This is a genomic window from Desulfovibrio sp., from assembly GCF_014803725.1.
GTDB lineage: Bacteria > Desulfobacterota > Desulfovibrionia > Desulfovibrionales > Desulfovibrionaceae > Desulfovibrio.
On sequence record NZ_JAAVBE010000019.1, the window covers coordinates 286,491 to 305,982 of the forward strand.

General features: G+C 52.4%; 19 protein-coding genes and 1 pseudogene. 7 read left to right on the forward strand and 13 right to left on the reverse strand.

Annotated elements, in window-relative coordinates:
- The first annotated feature begins 168 nt into the window (after positions 1 to 168).
- Entirely contained in the window at positions 169 to 1,383 is a 1,215-nt protein-coding gene (locus tag HDR50_RS06900) for an integrase arm-type DNA-binding domain-containing protein (RefSeq protein ID WP_291357195.1), read from the forward strand.
- Between the two features lie 388 nt (positions 1,384 to 1,771).
- Here the strand turns inward: HDR50_RS06900 and HDR50_RS12465 are convergent, their stop codons facing one another.
- The 7 genes from HDR50_RS12465 to HDR50_RS06915 all read right to left on the reverse strand — a co-directional run bounded on the left by HDR50_RS12465 (position 1,772) and on the right by HDR50_RS06915 (position 6,420).
- On the reverse strand, positions 1,772 to 2,650 hold the full coding sequence (locus HDR50_RS12465; protein WP_365817077.1) for an alpha/beta hydrolase: 879 nt from the start codon (positions 2,648 to 2,650) through the stop codon (positions 1,772 to 1,774).
- A gap of 36 nt (positions 2,651 to 2,686) precedes the next feature.
- Positions 2,687 to 3,286 carry a nitroreductase family protein gene (locus HDR50_RS12470; RefSeq protein ID WP_365817080.1) on the reverse strand — a complete coding sequence of 200 codons (600 nt, stop codon included), beginning with the start codon at positions 3,284 to 3,286 and terminating at the stop codon, positions 2,687 to 2,689.
- Positions 3,265 to 4,293, reverse strand: a complete 1,029-nt coding sequence (acgM, locus tag HDR50_RS12475) for a radical SAM/SPASM domain protein, ACGX system (RefSeq protein ID WP_365817083.1) — start codon at positions 4,291 to 4,293, stop codon at positions 3,265 to 3,267. The genes HDR50_RS12470 and acgM overlap by 22 nt, the downstream gene beginning before the upstream one ends.
- An 85-nt stretch (positions 4,294 to 4,378) precedes the next feature.
- Positions 4,379 to 4,618 carry an ACGX-repeat peptide gene (gene acgA / locus HDR50_RS12480; protein ID WP_365817086.1) on the reverse strand — a complete coding sequence of 80 codons (240 nt, stop codon included), beginning with the start codon at positions 4,616 to 4,618 and terminating at the stop codon, positions 4,379 to 4,381.
- Between the two features lie 134 nt (positions 4,619 to 4,752).
- The gene (locus tag HDR50_RS06905; RefSeq protein ID WP_291357197.1) at positions 4,753 to 5,601 is read right to left on the reverse strand and encodes a radical SAM protein; all 849 of its coding nucleotides are present in this window, start codon (positions 5,599 to 5,601) and stop codon (positions 4,753 to 4,755) included.
- A 74-nt stretch (positions 5,602 to 5,675) separates the two neighbouring features.
- Positions 5,676 to 6,074 carry a helix-turn-helix domain-containing protein gene (locus tag HDR50_RS06910; protein ID WP_365817089.1) on the reverse strand — a complete coding sequence of 133 codons (399 nt, stop codon included), beginning with the start codon at positions 6,072 to 6,074 and terminating at the stop codon, positions 5,676 to 5,678.
- On the reverse strand, positions 6,034 to 6,420 hold the full coding sequence (locus HDR50_RS06915; protein ID WP_291357201.1) for a cupin domain-containing protein: 387 nt from the start codon (positions 6,418 to 6,420) through the stop codon (positions 6,034 to 6,036). The genes HDR50_RS06910 and HDR50_RS06915 overlap by 41 nt, the downstream gene beginning before the upstream one ends.
- Positions 6,421 to 6,579: 159 nt before the next feature.
- Between HDR50_RS06915 and HDR50_RS06920 the strand changes: the two genes are divergently transcribed.
- From HDR50_RS06920 to HDR50_RS06940, 5 genes and pseudogenes are all read left to right on the forward strand, one after another.
- The gene (locus HDR50_RS06920; RefSeq protein ID WP_291357203.1) at positions 6,580 to 7,110 is read left to right on the forward strand and encodes a flavodoxin family protein; all 531 of its coding nucleotides are present in this window, start codon (positions 6,580 to 6,582) and stop codon (positions 7,108 to 7,110) included.
- Between the two features lie 20 nt (positions 7,111 to 7,130).
- Complete coding sequence (locus HDR50_RS06925; protein ID WP_291357205.1) at positions 7,131 to 7,844, forward strand: hypothetical protein; 714 nt, start codon at positions 7,131 to 7,133, stop codon at positions 7,842 to 7,844.
- A gap of 23 nt (positions 7,845 to 7,867) precedes the next feature.
- Positions 7,868 to 8,182 (forward strand): EthD family reductase, encoded by a 315-nt coding sequence (locus HDR50_RS06930; protein ID WP_291357207.1) that lies wholly within the window; start codon positions 7,868 to 7,870, stop codon positions 8,180 to 8,182.
- A gap of 123 nt (positions 8,183 to 8,305) precedes the next feature.
- On the forward strand, positions 8,306 to 9,199 hold the full coding sequence (locus HDR50_RS06935) for a radical SAM protein (protein ID WP_291357210.1): 894 nt from the start codon (positions 8,306 to 8,308) through the stop codon (positions 9,197 to 9,199).
- A gap of 478 nt (positions 9,200 to 9,677) precedes the next feature.
- A pseudogene (locus HDR50_RS06940) lies at positions 9,678 to 10,719 on the forward strand (IS481 family transposase).
- 137 nt (positions 10,720 to 10,856) lie between these two features.
- Here the strand turns inward: HDR50_RS06940 and HDR50_RS12485 are convergent.
- From HDR50_RS12485 to HDR50_RS06960, 5 genes are all read right to left on the reverse strand, one after another.
- Positions 10,857 to 12,779 (reverse strand): FAD-dependent oxidoreductase, encoded by a 1,923-nt coding sequence (locus tag HDR50_RS12485; protein ID WP_365817094.1) that lies wholly within the window; start codon positions 12,777 to 12,779, stop codon positions 10,857 to 10,859.
- Between the two features lie 88 nt (positions 12,780 to 12,867).
- Entirely contained in the window at positions 12,868 to 13,863 is a 996-nt protein-coding gene (locus HDR50_RS06945; protein WP_291357212.1) for a TRAP transporter substrate-binding protein, read from the reverse strand.
- A gap of 83 nt (positions 13,864 to 13,946) precedes the next feature.
- Positions 13,947 to 15,212, reverse strand: a complete 1,266-nt coding sequence (locus HDR50_RS06950) for a TRAP transporter large permease (protein WP_291357214.1) — start codon at positions 15,210 to 15,212, stop codon at positions 13,947 to 13,949.
- Position 15,213: 1 nt separating this feature from the next.
- A complete protein-coding gene (locus tag HDR50_RS06955; RefSeq protein WP_291357216.1) occupies positions 15,214 to 15,702 on the reverse strand; it encodes a TRAP transporter small permease in 489 nt (162 codons plus the stop codon).
- 228 nt (positions 15,703 to 15,930) lie between these two features.
- Entirely contained in the window at positions 15,931 to 16,785 is an 855-nt protein-coding gene (locus HDR50_RS06960; protein WP_291357218.1) for an amidohydrolase family protein, read from the reverse strand.
- Between the two features lie 318 nt (positions 16,786 to 17,103).
- Between HDR50_RS06960 and HDR50_RS06965 the strand changes: the two genes are divergently transcribed.
- Complete coding sequence (locus tag HDR50_RS06965; protein ID WP_291357220.1) at positions 17,104 to 18,099, forward strand: LysR family transcriptional regulator; 996 nt, start codon at positions 17,104 to 17,106, stop codon at positions 18,097 to 18,099.
- A gap of 104 nt (positions 18,100 to 18,203) precedes the next feature.
- Here the strand turns inward: HDR50_RS06965 and HDR50_RS06970 are convergent.
- The coding region (locus HDR50_RS06970; protein WP_291357222.1) for a relaxase/mobilization nuclease domain-containing protein at positions 18,204 to 19,492 on the reverse strand (1,289 nt) is incomplete at its 5' end.

A 19,492-nucleotide genomic window follows, 5' to 3' on the forward strand; every position in this document is an offset into this window, starting at 1 on the left:
TGGACACCCTCAAAAATCGTTGGTAGATTCAAGGGTATCAGTCCCAACAAGCCATTTAGGGAGCGCGAAATACCAGCACAATAAAAATCTTCTTTGAATTCAAATGAATATAGAAGAATTTTATTGGTTTTCGCAGGACAATCATGGACGGTTTTGGAGGATACCAACATGAAACTTTCCGATGCCGCTGTGCGGAACGCCAAGGCCAACGGCAAGGTGCAAAAACTTTCTGACGGGGGTGGCCTGTACCTCCATGTGACGGCGAANGGCAGCAAATTATGGCGCATGGCCTACAGATTTGAGGGCAAGCAGAAGCTGTTGAGCTTCGGCGCGTATCCGGCTGTTTCGTTGAAGGATGCCCGCCAGCGGCGCGATACCGCCAGAGAATTGCTCGCAAAGGACCTTGATCCCGGGGAGGAGAAAAAGCAGGCCAGGGAAGCCAGGCTCGCCAAAGAGCGAGAGGAGCGCGATACTTTTGAATATGTGGCGCGTGAATGGTTCGCCAAGTACGCACCGACACTCTCCGAAAAGCATGCCAAGAAACTGGGGCGTTATCTGGAGAATACCCTTTTCCCGGTCATTGGCGGAAAGCCNCTTATCCACCTTGAGCCTGCCGACTTTCTGCGGGTTGTGCAGCCCGCTGAGCGGCTTGGCCATCACGAAACCGCCCACAAGCTTATGCGCCTGTGCGGGCAGGTTACGCGCTATGCCCGCATCACAGGGCGCGTCAAATATGATGTGGCTGCCGGGCTGACGGAAGCCCTCGCCCCCGNCCAGACAACACATTTCGCGGCCGTCACCCATCCGGACGANATCGGCCAGCTCTTGCGGGACATTGACGCCTATGTAGGCTANACTTCCGTTGTTTATTGCCTGAAAATCCTCCCCCATGTGTTCACCCGCCCCTCGGAATTGCGGCTTGCCCACTGGAAAGAATTTGACTTCAAAAGCGCGACCTGGATCATTCCGGCATCGCGCATGAAGATGCGNCGCGAGCATGTGGTGCCGCTTTCCAGGCAAGTGCTTACCTTGCTGAAGGAGCTCCACGACTACACCGGTAACGGGAATCTGCTTTTTCCCAGCGCCCGCGCTCTTTCCGCACCTATTACAGATGTTGCCCCGCTGGCCGCNCTCCGACGCATGGGCTATGGGAAGGAGACCATGACACTGCACGGCTTTCGCGCGATGGCAAGTACACGTCTTAATGAACTTGGTTTCCGGGCGGATGTCATTGAAGCCCAGCTTGCCCACAAGGAGCCGGACTCTGTGNGCCTGGCTTATAATAGGGCGGAGTATATGGAGGAACGGCGAAAGCTCATGCAGCGCTGGTCCGACTATCTGGATGAATTGCGGAAGTCTGATGCAAGGGCATCCAACCGCTGATTGCTGAAAACCTATCCGTGATAGAAAAATGACCTCAGTATTATTATATTACTGAGGTCNTTTTTGATGTTGGAAAAGAAAGTATCGAGGCTCTNTGTGCACCACCTCAAAATTTAGACGCCATCAACCTTAGACCTTGAGGTTCCCGAAAGTNCTATCTNTATCTGTTGCTGACCAATAGCCGCCGANTCCTCAATGGTCCGCCTCATTTCACGNAACCTCGTCAGCCGTCAGAAGTCATCANGGCGATATGTACCGGGATGATCCGCAGATTGCGCGAAATAGCTTTGCAAGGTCCGTATGCACCCTGAGCGCCTCATCTAGCTGGAAACATAGAGAAGGAACGATGTTTCGTGCATTGATAGTAATATGCACTTATAAACTCAAATTACTCTTTTAAAAATTGATTAATGGCCGTCGATGAGACGGGNAAATTATCAAGGAATGCTGCGTGTCCTGCATNTGGTACGATGCAGAGTNAGGNATGGGGGATGAAGTTTCTGGCCTCCAATAAAGTCGCGGGGGGAGCGTGAGTATCTCTGTCCCCACCAATGAGCAAGACNGGGCATTCGACTGCTGACAACATATCCTTTCCCACCGTGGCGCCATTCCAAAANTTCATATAACTATTGAGAAATTCTTGCAGCCTGTCCGGTTNAGGCGCAAGNGAACGCATTTGGGAAACATAGGCCGGGTCGGCCTTTTCAAGCTCAGACAATGGAAGCGAATCCGGGAAGAAGCCNGGCTTGAGCGTTCCCGCGCCTACGGCAANGATCTTTTCAACTGCCTCAGGATGCATCGAAGCAAGCTTGAGAGCGGTGTAAGCNCCATCACTGAAGCCAAANACTGGTGCCGGCTTATCTGTCACCGCCTTCATTACGGTCAGCATGTCGTCGGCCTTCTGTTCAAGAGAAATTGGCGAACGGCCAATCTCTGAATGACCGTGCCCACGGCTTGAAATCACCACCANCNTATANTTTTTTCTTAATTCGTCNANTANNTGGCCAAGCTCATATGGCGANCCCACTCCACCACCGTGAAAGACAAAAAGTGGTTTTCCCGAGCCGTAGGTTTCATAATAAATCTTCGCATCGCCAGATTCGATATATTTACCCGTATCCCTATTATCACCATATGGTGTTTTGCTCCCTTCGACGCNAGCAGGCTGAGTAAAGTACCGCAGNCGGTCTGGTTGACCCAGCGCGCTGGATACNGCAACGAGCATGAAGCCCGTAACGACAATAAAANACAGAGAAAAGTTTTTCATATGTGCCTCNTTTTTTAAGAACGGATTTTGATAGACTCAGTTAATAATTTTATATCTCCCAGGCTTGCGAGACTTTTCATGCGGATATTCACCCTCNCAGTAGCCAAGTAATACAAAGCAGCAGCCTGAATAATTNTCGGGAACANCCCATTCTTTCATCAGAAGCTGGCCTTCAGGCATCGTGAANGTTTCCTTTCCTCTGGCAATTATGCATGAAGAAATACCCAAATAGGTAGCCATTAAAACCATATTTTCAGCACAGCAATANGCGTCAGCCTCGCTATNTAAGAAATTATTGGGGCCGAATATGGCGCAAACTGTCGGAGCATCNTAGAAAGCATTTTTTATGGANGGGTCATCAATAATGCTTGGNTGTTCCTTTGAAACATAGACCNCGGCGAGATTTTGCCGATTGAAAGTCGCCCGGTTCAGTCGGCCAACCTTGCGTGCCAGCTCAGGGTCATGAATGGCGACTATATACGAACCTTGCCTGCCCCCTGCATTGGGGGCATAGAGACCCGCCTCAANAATTTTCTCCAAATCATCATTGCTAATCTGCTTTGCTTCATACTTGCGAATGGAGCGGCGCTTTTTAATCAGTTCNAGCATGTNCATCAGTTGACCTCCTTCCAGCATTGAGGNTCNGNTGCATAAAAATCACCGTTTTGGGNACTTGCCACAGCGGGACACCCCCGACACCAGGCTAGCAGTTCGCACTTTCCGCATTTCTTAAAATTTTTATATTCTCTGAAATTTTCCATTTNATTAAGCCATAAATGTGACAGATCATCTTCAAATACACTCCCAACGCTGCTATTTTTCACNCGTCTGCAAGNGAGNACCTGTCCATCAGGCAAAATCGTTAAATGGCAGTTTCCGCAATTGCAGCCATCGTAAATTATATCTGGTACACAAGAATCTGGAATTGTGAATTCACNATTTTCGTATTCAAATAATTTCCANAAATGATCCTTTTTGTTAAAGTATGTCTGACAGCCTGAATTTTCCAGGCGATTAAATGTATCGCTGCATGTTTGGAGAAATTGNCGATACTTCATTGGAGGAATAGCCAGTATTCCCTTTTCCGGACAAAAGCGGGCAAAAGAGAACACATCNACTTCAGCAGCGGCAACTACTTCGATAAGNNNAGGNATTTCTTCCAAATTNAGATCAGAAACGGTGGCCATGATTACAGAGGTTATGCCAGCGTTTTTTATGCAAGCAATTTTGGCAAGCGTACAATCAAAGGAACCGGGTTTACGGATAAAGTCATGGGTGTCGCGCAATCCATCCAGCGAAAGCTGGTATTTCTGGCAGCCACAATCTTTNANTCGANNGCAAACTTCATCNTCNAAATGNAAGGGATTTCCAAGTATTGCAAANTCGATTTCCAATTTTTTNAAATATTCCAGNAGATCCCAAAACTTGGGATGGAGGAGTGGNTCACCGCCNGTCAGATAAAAATANGGGGTTCTCCCGAAGCTGTCGGACATGCNNTGGCAATTTTCCACGACCGTGAGCATTGAATCCCATGACATGCNCCGTTGNGNTTNCAATTCCTTGCCAGAATAAATATAGCAGTGCTTGCACCGCTGATCACACTCATCCGTGATATGCCATTGGAAGGAAAAGTACGGCCGCATGNCGAGAACTCCCNAAGGAACGATTCGGCCCTCGCCTCATAGNCCGTCNTCAGCTGGGNACGGNCTATGAGGCGAGCCGCAATGTCTAGNCTTTGCCGCCTGCGCCGCAGGCAGCCGGCTTGTCCGCAGGCTTGTCAGAAGCGCCGCATGANGAGCCGCAGGACGCGGGCTTTTTTTCCGGCTTTTCCTGCGCCCCGCAGGAGGAACCGCAGGCAGCGGGTTTTTTCTCGGGNTTGTCTGAGGCNCCGCAGGAGGCCGAAACACNGTGCACCGTGGGTGGGATGCGGGAAACGCCGGACCATTCAGCAAGGTTTTCGAGTGCCATGTTTTGCTCCTTGAGGTAGGATGAAAGGATAAATTTCGANATGCCCGGGACGCAATTTTTTTGANGGTTATCCACCTCCGGCTATGGTTTGATGTCGAACGCGCACGAGAAAAAACGCGTTGACGCTCAAGCCCTTATAACTGNCCTCTCGGCATGGTGCTGGATAAAAAGGCAGGCGGCAGCGTTTTCCTTTTCGCTTCAAGATAGGCAATCATGCCTTCCTTCTGGGAAAAGAGGCCACTCACCGGAAGANCATTATAGGGGTGGCTGCCAAAAAACAGGCAATCATCATCCATATCCAGAGATTTCAGGAGCATCAGTTCTTCGTCCAGCATCTCACCTTCGGTAAGCTCGACATACTCACCTGCATCCCGCATACGCGCGAGCGCGCTTTCAGGCGATACTGCCGTGGCAACAGCGGCAATCGTGAACGGCTTGTACCTGTTCAGCAGCTTNGCNGTTTCAGTTGCATTGATGGCGCTGTTCCCCCGACCGCCAGCGCCCAGCATGAGAAGCGCGGCATAACGGAAACCGGCATTCAATAACCGCTCAAGGTGGTGATGGGCCTCATCAATGGTGAACCCCTTGCGCATACGCGATATGGCCGGGCCCCAGCCGGACTCCAAGCCCATGTANAGATCATTGTAACCCGCCTTGCGCAATGCNTTAAGGTCGGCATCACTCTTGTTGNTCAAATCATTGATGGAAGCGTAGCATGTGAGTGTGTCGANNGCGGGAAAGTAGTCGTGCGCCAGCTCNGAAATTTTNAAGAGCCGTTCGGTGGGGAGAACGAAGGGATCGCCGTTGAGCAGGAAGATGCGGCGCACATCCTCGCCCANCGTGTGCCGCAGCTCTGAAAGGTCCGCTTCAATGTCTTCAAGTTTTGAGGCACGGAAAGGNGTTTTATTGTACATNGTACAGAACGCACAACGATTGTGCGAACATCCTGCCGTTATCTCAAGCAACGGCGTGTCGCTTTCCATNGGCGGCCTGTAGACTTGTCCNGTATAATGCATGGATTCTGCGCTCCAGGTGGTATAAAGAGAGGATCGTTTTTTCAGCCCATCATGGCCTTGTATTGTCGTCCCCATTCCTCCAATTGGCCGATAATNGGACGCATGCTCTCGCCAAGTTCGCTCAATCGGTATTCGACCTTGGGAGGCGTTGCGTCATAGACGGTTCGCACCAGAAGNCCGTCGGTCTCCATNTGTTTCAAATTTTCAGTCAGGACTTTNGGATTGATACCNTCAAGACTNTTCAGCAGTTCACCGAACCTTTGGGGCCCATTAAGGATGTTCCGCAAAATAAGGAGCTTCCATTTATTCCCAATCAGGTTGACGGTGGTTGCAACAGGGCACTCTGGCAGTTCTTTCTTGGCTTTCATCNGACTTTTCCAAGTTATAAACGAACATTCGTTATGCGGAAAAGGAAAACGGTGTTTTCCCGTCACCAGCATAGAACATGATCACTTCCGCGGGCTCATCACCACGGTTCTCTCCATGGTGAACCTCGCCGTCTATTTCCACTACAGCCTCNCCGGTGTGAATGGTTTTCTCCNTGCCGTTTCTGCAGACAAGGGTAAGTTCGCCGCTGGTGACAACGCCGCAGTTGATGATTTTGTGGTAGTGGTCGGCTGTCACCGAATGGGGAGGAAAGACATACTTGTAGATGGAAAGGAAAGGCTTGCCTGCGGGATAGTTCGGCAGGGGTGAACCGTCCCAGCCGTTTGAGGTTTCNACCAGGCAGTCAGCGNTGATGCCGCTGGAATCGAGTTCCGCAAACTTGCNGGNCTCTTTGCCCATGAAAAAGCTCCTTTTGATATTTTTTTATTATATACCCGCCTGTACGNGCTGTGTCAATGTTGGGGCCTGATGCTTACAAAAAAGTAACTGGTTGATTTTTTGCNTCCAAGGTGGGATAGAATGAACAGGCGGTGTGNAGCCGTNGAAAAGGAGGTTTTCGTGAAAATCGTTATCATCACCGGTAGCCACAGGCCAAAGAGCAATTCCGGCATTCTGGCGGATCATTTTCAGAAAGGCGCGGANGAAGCAGGCCACACAATTTTCAGGTTCAATTCAGGGCACAAGAAGNTTCATGGTTGTATCGGNTGTGANCAGTGCGGCATGAATGGTCCATGTATCTTCGATGATGATTTTACAGCTTTGCGTGAACCATTGATCGAAGCAGACATGGTGCTCTTTGCCACCCCCATGTACTATTTTGGCATGTCATCGCAGCTTCGGGCTACCATCGACCGTTTCTATGCCATTGACCAGCGGATAATGGGCGGCAAGCAGGCTTCGCTCATCGCAACCTTCTGGACCACGGATCTTCGAAAGGCATCCGGCGTCGTAGAAAGCTACAAGAACATGCTCGCCTATCTCCGCTGGAGTGACAGGGGCATTTTGCTGGCTGGCGGCGTGAACGCCGAGGGCGAAGTGCTGCGGACGGAGTATCCGGCTCAAATATATACCTTTGCAAAAACTCTGTAATAATATGTGAGGCAGGCACAGTGAAAAATATCGAAGAAACCTACTTTATCTATATAGCGGATGTTTTCTGTCCCTGGTGTTACGCCTTTGCACCCATCATGAAAAAGCTCGCGGCCGAAAATCCCGATATTCCTGTACACGTGCTCGGCGGAAACCTCATTTCTCGCCCCATGACGCTTGCTGAAGACGCCGCACAGTCTCCGGGGCTTGTGGAGTTCTGGCACGAAGTCGAGCACACCTCGGGCCGCTCCCTTGCAGGAGCCATCAATGCCGTTGAAACAGGCCGGGAGGTGCGCCTGTATTCCCCCGGAGCGGATGAAATTTTGGCGGTGCTGAAAAGAATGGTTCCAGGCCATGAGCTCGACCAGCTGTTTGAGCTGGAAGAAATGTTCTATGGTCAGGGCCGCGATATGTTTACCGACACTGCGCTTGCGGAAATCGCAGCGCATTGGGGTATCGAACCCGGCCATTTTGCATCGGCGCTCGATGAGCCGGGCGCTCTCGCAGCGACAGAGAGAAACCTCGAAATGGCGGCAGAGCTCATGGGTGAGATAACGTCCTATCCCAGTGTGCTGCTCGTGCGCGGTGACAAGTATGACGCTGTTTCTCGCGGCTTTGTGCATTATGAGACCGTTGCAGACCGCCTTGCGTACGCCATGCGGGATTTGGGCGTACCACTGGAAGAATCGGCGTTTTGTTCGCGGCACAACGGCTGTTCGTTGCGCAGAAATTAATTCACAATTCGAAGGAGGCGAAGATGGCCCTTAAAGTAATCATCAGCTATGACGGCACAGGAAAAGACCGTTTCGACCGCGGTTATTATTGCAAAAACCATATTCCTCATGTCAGGAGGGTATGGGAACCTTTTGGCCTCCTCGATATCCGCCCCTTTTTCCCGGGGATTGAAAGGGAGGCACAAGGCACAATCTGCATAAGCCAGTGTGTGTTCAAGGACAAGGCGGCGATGGAAGCGGCTTTTGCCGCGCCCGGTACTCAGGAATTAATGGATGATATCCCCAACTTCACTGACCTTCCCATGCAGGCAGGCATTCTGAGTGCCATGGAAAGCTGATTTAATGGATGAATTCCGTGATTCATAAGACTGAGATGAGTTGTAATTCCATATTATCATTCCTGACTTATGAATCACGGATATTTACATTTCATAAAGCAAAATATGTATAGAGAAAGATTCATGATGAAATTTACAGAACCCCCCATGCGAGCGCCACAGGAAATAAACTCCCTAATTTTACAGGTCACCCAAGGATGCACCTATGGAAAATGCAATTTCTGCTACACATCCCGTGGTTATCCGTTTTTGGCAGTCAAACCCGAGGATATGGAAAAGGCAGCGATTGCTCAGAAACCTTTTTTCCCGTCCAATACTCCGATCTATTTGACTGGGGCGAACCCATTTGTGCTGCCAAATTGGAAACTTAAGCAATACATAACTGTGTTACGTCGCCATTACCCTAATTTTTACCGTATAAGTTTGCAAAGCAGGATCGATGATATAGCGAGGAAAAGTGATGAAGAGTTGGAGGAGCTTGCCAGACTTGGTCTGAGTCATTTGTATATTGGTACTGAAAATGGCAATGACGAAGCTCTTTCCCTCATGAATAAAGGCTATACGGCAAAGGATGTTATAGAGCAACTGAAAAGGCTTGATAAAGCTGGCTTCACTTACACCAATTTTTATATACTCGGTATGGCCGGAAAAGGTAAAGGGCAGGAAAGCGCCAAGGCGACCGCTACCATGTTCAATCAGGTTCATCCCCAGATGATAACCTCAACCGCGATCACGCCTTTTGAAAAAGCGCCTATAGCCTCGATGGTTCAAAATGATGAATTTCAAATGCCCACAGAAAGAGAAATGATTGAGGAATTGCGAACATTTCTTTCCGAACTCAAAATAGACACCTTTTATGACGGCGTGCACTACCTCAATCCACTAAATTATCGCTTTCGAACAGGAGACCCAGTACAAAAACGAAAAGTGCTTGAAGATATTGACAATATTTTGGCAACTTATTCTGAAACTGAACTTGAATTGCTGGTCAATAGAAAAGCTAAAACTTCATTATAATCATGTATCCTAATACAATTGTAACAAATTACTTTCATTTATAATTCATAAATTATGATTATCTATGAAGAAGAAATTTTCTTATTAATACTTTCTGAATATTATCTTATTTTTTCCGTGATAGCTGGTTTGATCCGGATTTTGTGAGGAATAACATACAGAAAGCTTCGAACATTATAAATAGAGATGAATGAGGAGCTGTTCCGAGCCCATGTGTCTGGGGTTGTATGCTATAGCGTGGAAGAGGCGCTAAAAATTACAAAGAACGGCTCCAGGATGAAATATTAGTTCGGTTATAGTTCCAAGGTATTATTATAGTAGTTAAGATTATTTCTTGGCCAGTACGAGTATATCTGTATTATCTGAGCTAGTTTCGACTTGATCTAACAATAGCCCCTTGAAAAGCAATCGGGGAACTCCGTTTTGATGGAAATGTGAACCAACCCATCACCCGTGCGCCATGCCCACGGAGCTCCCGATGGAAAGCTTTAACCAAAGCGTCATTAAGCACAAGACCGGCCTTCTCAACCTTGCCGCCGAATTGGGCAATATCTCCTAGGCTTGCCGTATCATGGACTTTTCCCGTGATACGTTCTATCGGTATCACGCAGCCAGAGATGCCGATGGTGTTGAGGCCCTGTTTGAGGTCAGCCGCAGAAAACCCAATCTCAAAAACCGGGTTGAAGAAGCGACAGAGCAGGCGGTGGTCGAGTTTGCCACAGCCTTCCCGACTCATGACCAGGTCAGGGCCAGCAACGAGCTGCGCAAAAGGGGCGTCTTCGTGTCGCCGTCCGGGGTGCGCTCCAGCTGGCTGCGCCATAACCTTTCGTCCATGAAGCAGCGGCTGAACGCCCTGGAAAAGATGTCGGCCGACCAGGGCAACGTCCTCACCGAGGCGCGGGTCCAGGCGCTGGAACGAAAGAAACAGGATGATGAGGCGTGCGGGGAGATTGAAAGCCATCATCATGGCTATCTCGTTAGCCAGGACACGTTTTATGCGGGAACGATCAAAGGGGTTGGCCGTATTTACCAGCAAACCTTTGTGGATACCTACTCGAAGTGGGCGACAGCCAAGCTCTACACCACCAGGCCGCCCATCACCTGCGCCGACCTGTTGAACGATCGGGTATTGCCCTTCTTTGACGCCCAGAACATGGGGCTCATCCGCATCCTGACGGAGCCGTGGAACCGAATACTGCGGCAAACTGGAAACGCACGACTATGAGCTGTACCTGGGCGTGAACGCCATCGAGCATACGCGGACCAAGGCGCGTCACCCGCAGACCAACGGCATCTGCGAACGCTTCCACAAGACTATCTTACAGGAGTTTTATCAGGTTGCGTTCAGGCGTAAACTCTACCACTCTTTGGAGGAGCTTCAGGCCGACCTGGATGTCTGGCTGGATGATTACAACACCGAGCGTACCCACCAGGGCAAGATGTGCTGCGGCAGAACGCCCTTGCAAACCCTGCTTGACGGGAAAAGACTCTGGGAGGAAAAGGTCGGACAGCTAAACTAATCGGACAGGGATATCCACCAAGACGGAGCAAACTGTCAGATCAAGTCTAAACTACTACACGTAAGTCCATCTTGAATGGTTAAAGATTTTTTGTGCCTATAGAAAATGCCAAGGCGTTTACGCCTTGGCATTTTCTGTTAAAGATTTCTTCCAGCGTCGTATCCCTGCGTGGTCGCGTCCATGACTTTGCCGGGCTTGAGCGCNTCCCCTATGACCTTAACATTAAAGCCGGCTTCCTCGAGGGGCTGCTGCAAGGGATTGTANGCCTTTGAGCCCGTGGCAATCACGACTGTATCTGCAGGAAACACCTCCGTNTCTCCACGAGAGTTGCNCGCTATTACCGAATCNGNTGTTATTTCGCTCACTGTCATTTCCGGGCGCAGGGCNACATTGCGCATTTTCAGATTCTTCAGNAGCTTTATGCGCGGCCCGAGGGGCTCGTCTGCAGCGATNTCCGGNAGCTTTTCCAGAACGGTCACATTTCTCAGCATCTGCGCGAGAAAATGTGCCGTCTCCACCCCGACCTGGCCGCCGCCGATGACCACACAGTTCTTNCCCGGCAGGCATTTGCCCAGAAGCACATCCTTGAAGGATTGGACATTNCTGTTGTCAATGCCCGGAATGGGAGGCATGGCAGGCTGAGCGCCNGTTGCCAGGATAACCTGATCCGTCTTTTTTTCTTTCAGCATNTCGGGCGTNGNCTCGGTGGCATAATTGATCTTTACGCCCAGTTTTTCACACTGCTTCTTTTGCCAGCGGATAAAATCGGCAATCTCNCCCTTGCANGGAGGAATNGCCGCNAGATAAAACTGACCNCCGGCNCGNTCCGTTTTTTCNTAGACNTCCACCNNGTGNCCAGCNNGCGCNGCAGTAATCGCCGCTGTCAGGCCNGCNGGGCCNGCGCCGACCACAGCCACCTTCATGGGCTTGTCCGTCCGCTTCACGCCNCCNTCATGCTCGCGNCCCANCTCGGGATTGAGNACGCAGCGGATGGGGTTATCGGTAAAGAGCACGCCCACGCACCCGTCGTTGCAGGCGATGCAATGGCGGATATCTTCAAACTCGCCGGCCTGGGCCTTGCGCGGNAGCGCCGGNTCAGCGAGCGATGCNCGGCCCATGGCCACNAGGTCGCATTTTCCNTGGCGGAGCAGNCTCTCAGCAATATGGGGATCGTTGATGCGCGACACCGTGGTGACCGGGATATGGCACACGCTCCTGATTTCCTTCGCCCAGTCCGAAATGAAGGCATGGGGTGTGGCCGCNGGCGGGATATTGTCCTCCACCGANAGGTANACNGCGGCGGAAACATGGATCATGTCCAGTCCAGCCTCCTCAAGCAGCGGAACAAGCGCCTTCATGTCTTCCAACGTCAGGCCGCCCTCAACCAGTTCCTGNCCGGAGATGCGCATGTCGATGATGAAGTCCTCGCCGCATTTCTNGCGGATACCCCGGATTATCTCCAGCGCAAAGCGTGCGCGGTTCAGGAAATTGCCGCCGTATTCATCGGTACGCTTGTTGGTGTAGGGNGAGAGGANTTCGCNGANCAGGTAGCCATGGGCGCCGTGGATCTGGATGCCGTCAAAGCCGCATTGCTTGCAGCGCCAGGCCGTGTCNATGAACTCCTGGATGATTGCCTTGACCTGCTCCGTTGTGAGCTCGTCAGGNACNTCGGTTCCGAATGGGCAGGCAATGGCGGTAGGCGCNACNGGTGCGGCATTGATGGCGCCCCTGTTGGTCTGACGNCCGCAGTGATAGATTTGCGCGAGGATGACCGTCCCGTGCTGATGGATGCGTTCCACAAATTCCCGGTGGCTCGGAATCTGTTCGTCGTTCCAAAGNCCGGCTGTGGCCTTGAATCCTCTGCCCCTGGGGTCAATGCCGTAGTCTTCGGTGATGATGAGGCCCCAGCCGCCNTTGGCTTTTTCTTCATGGTANCGNATGTATCTTTCNGTCGCCTTGCCGTCGGGCGTNCANTAGTCGGTNACCATGGGNGGCACNACAAGCCGGTTCTTGATGACCTTACCGCGAATAGTNAGCGGTTTAAACACATTGTCCAGCATGTTACCTCCATGCGCATGAGTGGGTATACAGAGGGCAACACAGGGGCATAAAAAAGAGGGAGGGACTGCCCTCCCTCCCCCCGAGCCTCTACTTCAGGACCTCCCTGATTTCCTGCGCGAGCTTCCTCATGTTGTCGGGCAGGGTGTCGTACATGGGGCGGCTCTTCTCTATCCAGCGCTGCCGCTCCTCGGGCGAGAGCCGGATGACCTTGCCGTTGTACTTTTCCNCGATCTCCTTCAGCGTCCGGTCAATCTGGATGTCATACTGCTCCACCAGCACCTTGTTGAAGGCGATAACCGCTTCCGCCACGGCGTCCTGCACTTCTTGCGACTGCTTGTTCAGCCAGCTCTTGCTCGTGAAGAGCAGCCACGCGCAGGGCATGTGGTCGCTGAGGGTGACGTTCTTGGCGGCGTCGATGAAGTGCCAGGAGATGATGCTGGGGTATTCCGTATCCGTGCCGGCGATGACGCCCTGCTGCAGGCCGGTGATGATTTCCGTGGGCGCCATGGGCGTGGGGCTCATGCCAAGGGACTTGACGGCCTCCATGTGCCACCTGGAATTGGTTGTGCGGATCTTCTTGCCCTGGGCGTCTTCCAGTGTGTAGATGGGCATGGTGGAGCAAATCGCGCGATAGGTGCTCAGCCAGAAATCCAGCACGTCGATGCCCTTGTCCGAAATCTTGCTGAAAAGCCGCTGGCCCACCGGGCTCTTAAATACTTTGGTGAGGCTTTCGCGGTCAGGAATCAGATAGGGCAGGTCAAACACGCCGAGTTCCGGATTGAACTGCGAAAAATTCGCCAGGCTCTCGGTGGCGAACTGCAATGTGCCGAACTGGATACCCTGCACCACCGCATCGCAATTGCCCAACGCACCCCCGGTGAAAATATCGATACGGTATTTGCCGCCGGTTTTCTCCTCAAATATTTTTTTAAAGCCGTCGCGGAAAGCGATGACCGAGGGGTCGCCCTCGGGCTGGAGGAGAGAAGCTTTCAACACGATGGGCGCGCCTGTGGCATCCTGGACAAAAGGCAGCGACAGAAGCAGAGCCACTGCGAGCAGACAGAAGCGGTTAAAGATACGCATTGCGTGACCTCCGACAGTTAGGGTTGCCTTGTGGGCGCATGGCGAATCCGCGCGGCTCCATGCGCGTATATGCAGATGCTGGGTTAGAGCAGCGCGAGCGAGAACCAGGGAACATAGGCGATGAGCAACGCTGCCAGGATCATCGCTCCCACGAAGGGGAGGATTGCCCGGGATAGCGTGATGACCGAAAGCCCGGTAATGCTGCTCCCGACAAAAAGATTGGTGCCCATGGGCGGCGTCAGCAGTCCGATGCAGGTGCAGCAGATCATCACTATGCCAAAATGGACCGGATTGATGCCGTAGCTCACCACCAGCGGCACCAGGAGCGGGCTAAGGATGAGGATGATTGCCGTGGCTTCGAGGAAGGTCCCGATAAACAGGAGAAAGGCGATCATGATGAGCATGAAGATATAGGGATTGGTCGTCATGTCGCGCATGGCGGTGATGATGCTCTCCTGGATGTTCAGGTAGAGCATGAACGTGCCCAAGGCGTTTGCCATGACAAGGATAAGGAAGAACATGCCCAGCGTGTTGAGGGTTTTTACCAGCACGCGGCGGCATACGGTGCGGTTCAGGGAACCGGAAAGGCCCTCCACCAGCAGGGAATAGAACACGGCGAGCACGCCGGCCTCGGTGGGAGTGACAAGGCCCCCGTAAATGCCGCCAAGAACGATGACGGGAACGCCAAGGGAGGGCAGGGCTCGCCGGGCGGCTTCCCATTTTTCCCTGGCAGTGGCACGGGGCAGTAGGCGTCCGTAGCCTTTGCGGGCAATGATGATAGCCGCCGCGACCATCAGACTTAGGGCCACCACGATGCCCGGAATGACACCGGCGATGAACATGTCAGATACCGAAACTCCCCCGAAGGAGCCATAGAGGATAAACGCAATGGACGGGGGAATGATGTTGGCAAGGCAGCCGCTTGCGCAGTTCAGCGCCGTGGAGAAGGCTGGAGGGTAGTGATCCTTTTCCATGGCCGGGATCATCATGCCCCCCACCGCCGCCACGGCGGCCGCAGCGGAACCGCAGAGGGCTCCGTAAAACAGGGAGGTGATGATGGAGATATGCGCAAGGCCCCCCCGGATGTGCCCACACATGGCGCGGCAAAAATTCAGGAGCTTGTCCGCCAAGGTCCCCTGAGACATGATCTCCGCGGACAGCAGGAAGAAGGGGATGGCCATGATGGGGAACGAATCGAAGGTGTTGAACAGCCTCTGGGTAAACAGGATGAAGGGCATGTCGCCAGCCCACAGCCCGGCGAGGACGCCAAAGCCGATGCTCACACCCAGGGGCACGCTGAGGAAGACGAGGACGAGGGAAACTATGGCGGTTACGATGACGGGATCCATCTTATTCCCCCTCCTGCTCCGCTTTCCGGGCCCTGATGCGCACAAAATCGCGCACAGACTGGACAAGGGTAACAGCGCAGCCCAGGGGGATACCTATCCAGACCAGGTACACCGGCACCGGGATGGAGACCGCCACCTGGCCCATCTCCTGCACTTTCAGCGTCATATCCAGCGAAAGCCAGGTGCATACGGCAAAGAAAAGGATGTTCAGTCCCATACAGAAGAGATCGATATATCTGGCCGCCTTTTTGCTGATGAGGCTTTGAATGAGGGTGATGCGCAGATGGCTTTCGTCCTTCATGCAGATGCTGATGGCGAAGTACGTCGCCCAGACAAAGGAGAACCTGGCGATCTCCTCCGGCCATGCCATGGCATTATTTAACGCATAGCGGGCTACGATCTGCAGGAGGATGACGACGCACATCACGCAGAGAAAGAACATGCCGATCCAGTCGCTTGCGGCATCGATGTAATGAAGAAACTTTTTCATGGAGGCCTCCATTTGCAGGGGGGCACATGGCTTTGCGCCGGGAATTTCCCCTGCGGCGAAGCAGGGTCGAGGCTGGGAACCTTCGCCGGATTTTTCAGGCAAATCCGTCTGCCGGCGGTAGCTATCAAAATCTTGCGCGGTTCTGCGCGCGGGGCGCCCGGCATGGCGCGGACTTCCCCGCATCCGCCGGCCCGGATCGGCCGGGCCGACGGATGGTTAAACGATTAATTAAAGGTAGGCTGCGAGGTCAAGACGCAGGGCGCGTGCGATATTGTCGCACATGATCTGCGAGAGGAGCTCTTTCTTCACGCCCATCTTGTACCAGAGTTCCATGGCGTCCTTCATGGGGATGAAGGGGTAGGATGTGCCAAAAACGAACTGGCGTGAAAGCATGCTGTTGGCCGCATCAATGTAGCGGCCCGTGAACGGGGTGTTGATGAGATACATATCCGCACTGAGGTACAGGTTAGGCCGCCTGTATGCGCAGAAAATGGTGGCATCCACATAGGGGGCACCGGCATGGATGTCGATGACAGTGAGCTTGGGAAAATCCGCAAGCATCTTGTCCAGCCGTTCCGGGCTGTTATAGCTGATGTCGGGGCCGATGACGCCCCCCTGCTGCAAAAAGACCGGGATTTCCTTTTCCTGCAGGAAATCGTAGAGAGGGTAGACGCGCTTGTCGTCATAAAGCATGGGCGTGCCGCCGTTGGTCGGCTCCAGGTTCACGGCGATGATGGGCCCGTTGACGACATATTGGTCAATCATCTGCATGGATTTTTCCATTTCGCAGGGATTGACGGCAATGGCGCCGATGATCCTCTTGGGGTTCTCCGTCTGGACGCGCACAACTTCCTGCGGGCTGACGATGGGGTCAGGCCCGGCGCCCCAACGGGCGGGCGCGCAGGCGACGGTGATGCCGGCGTCGTTCATTTCCTCCCAGTACAGATCCATGGATTCCTTTTTCACGGATTCCGCCTTGGGCACGCTGAAACCGCGGTGCATCTCGCGCGTGAAATCAGCAAGGGTGATGGTTGAGGCAAGGTATTCCTGCGTCGGCGGCCGGTTTCGGGAGTCAATGATCATCCTCTTTCTCCTTTCAGATGTATGTCGCCCTGTATGGGCTGTTTGTGATTTTTTTATACATCTTCCACCTGGCTGACCAATTTCTATTTCTTTTTGGTCAATAAAGGATTTTTATCGCGTGCTCTTGGCGGCCGATCGCCCGGTACCCCGCCACGAACTCCGGATGGCACCTGATTCAAGTACGTGCCTTAATTGGTATTTATGTAAATGTTTTCCACATGATACATGAAAATATTTACTGGAGTCGCAGCCATTGCGCCCTCCGCGCATTTTTTATACCGTTGAGCATATTTTCACATAGCCGCCAAGGAGGGAGGGATGGAATATCGCCTCTTGAATTCCTTTCTTACGCTTGCGGAAATGCTGCATTTTGGCCGTGCGGCCCGGTTCCTCAACCTTACCCAGCCGGCGTTGAGCAACCAGATAGCCGCCTTGGAGCGAGAGCTGGGAGGAACATTGTTTGTTCGTACAGCGCGGGGCATTTTTCTCACTGAGGCGGGGAGACTGCTGCAGAGCGAAGGTCGCAAGCTACTGAAAGATACCAATAATCTATCAGCAAGAGTGAGTGCCTACTTCCGGGGGAGTGAAGGCACCATCAGGATTGGGTATGGCGACGTGACGGAGCTGAAGCGACTGTCACGGCCATTGCTTCTTCTCAAGGAGCGTCACCCCTCTGTGGAGGTGCAGGTAAACGAGCTCTATCCCGGTGAGACCATGGAGAGCGTCCAGTCAGGCAGTTTGGACGCAGCGCTGATCACCGGTAGGGAAAACATGGAGTTTCCCCAAGGCCTGCGGGCTATCCCTATCATGATGGGCCCCATAAAACTGGCCATGCCAGCTGGGCATCCCCTGACAAAACTTAAGGAAATCAGGCGCGAAGACCTGCTTCGGGAGCCGTTCATTAAACGCAAGTTTGGCGAAACAGATGAAACGAGCGAGATGGTGAAGCTGCTAGAAGACTGGTGGGAAAATTTTTTTGCAGGTGAGGGAAATGTCCTCATGTCTGTGCGACGCCGCTCAACGGCATTCTGGTTGGTAAGCTCAGGTGTGGGTATGGCCCTTTTGCCCAACTGTATGGAGCTGTTTTCCTGTTCTCCTGCAGAATACTCCTTTTATTCAAATGTAGAATTTCGTTATCTGCCAGGCTTGAATATCCTGAGTTACACTTGGTTTGTCTACCGTGATCAAACGCCGCCTGCGCTTGCAAATTTTATTGATTGCATCGAATCCTGCCTTGAAATCCCTGAAAGCGTCAGGAGGGAGTTGAGCGAGTACGCAGTTCTCTCCGCAGGTTCTGAGACCTCGAGTTCCTGAGAACGGCCGGCCTTTGCAGCCAAGCGTGAAATACCACATATCAACGAAATATGTATTACACTTTGCATTGATATAATTAATACTCAATTAAGATTCGTTTCCAATTATGTCATTTTACCAGATTGCCAATTTTTCATTCTCTGATTTTCCGAATCTACAGCATATTTAGAGTAATATTCAATTATTCCTGCCTCCTTATTGAACCTCTCCACATCCGGCTTTCCAATGTGGTTATCAAGGATAATTTTATCTCCGTGGGCACCAAAGGCATAGTCGAGTACCCTTTGCAGGTAGGTAAGTTTTGGCGCAAGTGGATCAGACTGGAGAGGGACGAGGGTGTGTCTCTGCATTTCCTCCTCCACCTGCTTGCGGAGATACCCGGCACAGCGCAAATGCAGTGCGAGCATGACCTCCAGCCTTGACACGCCAACTTTCATATCTGCATAGCGGCGTCTCACCATTTCACGATAGGGTACTACCGGCCTTTGCAGTTTCCCAATTCTGGGGAAATAGCCTTCATGAAAATGCCCATACTCGGTGCCTGGCTGGAGGGTACGCCGTAACCGCCATATGTCCGCAAGCCATGGGCTGCGCTGTCGGAGCCAATCCTTGAAGCGGCCGCAAGCCATTTTGGGCATTTTTGCCAATTTCCGTCTCTGGTCCATGAGCTCTTGGCTTTGCTGGAATGGCAGAAAAAACTTGGCAATGCTGACAAATTCCTCGCCATGGAGGGCAAGATTGGCGTATGCCTGTTTACGCCTTTCTTTCTGCTTTGCCTTGAATACGGCAATCTCTGCCGCATTCTGTTTCAGGAACTCGGCTTTTTGCACTTTCCAGCGTTCAGCTTCTATAAGCCGCGCTTTCCTGTATTCCCTCCATTGATCCTCTGCTATTCTGCTGACCGGCTCCGGCTCAATCTTGGGGATGAGTGCGTCATACTCGCCAGCTATGAACTCCCCAAGCCTTTTGCAGAGCTTTGCCATGCTGAACCGGCGGTCAATGGACGAGGCTTTTACGGCCTTGTCGCCAACAAAGACAATGCCGCCGGAGCCTTTTCGTTCAAAGCGTAGCCCAACCTCTCTTAATCCGTCGTGCAGTTCTTGCCATGACCGGGCCTCCTCCAAGATTTTTCGGCCCCGCTGCTGGGCAATTCGCTGGGCCGATTTTTCGCCCGTGAAATTTTCAAAATCCTGCGCCTTGCTGGATGGCGGCTGCTTCTTCCTCAGTTCGTTGCGGACCACCTGATTATTTTCGTCCACACGATACCTGGCCTCCTTCTGCGGCTGCCATCCCTGCTTTTTCTCGATCAGCGCCACAATCTTGTGGGCTGCTTCGATGTCAAAGCCCTTGTGAGGCTGGATGACTTGCAAGGTGTCTGGATGAACTCGGTTGA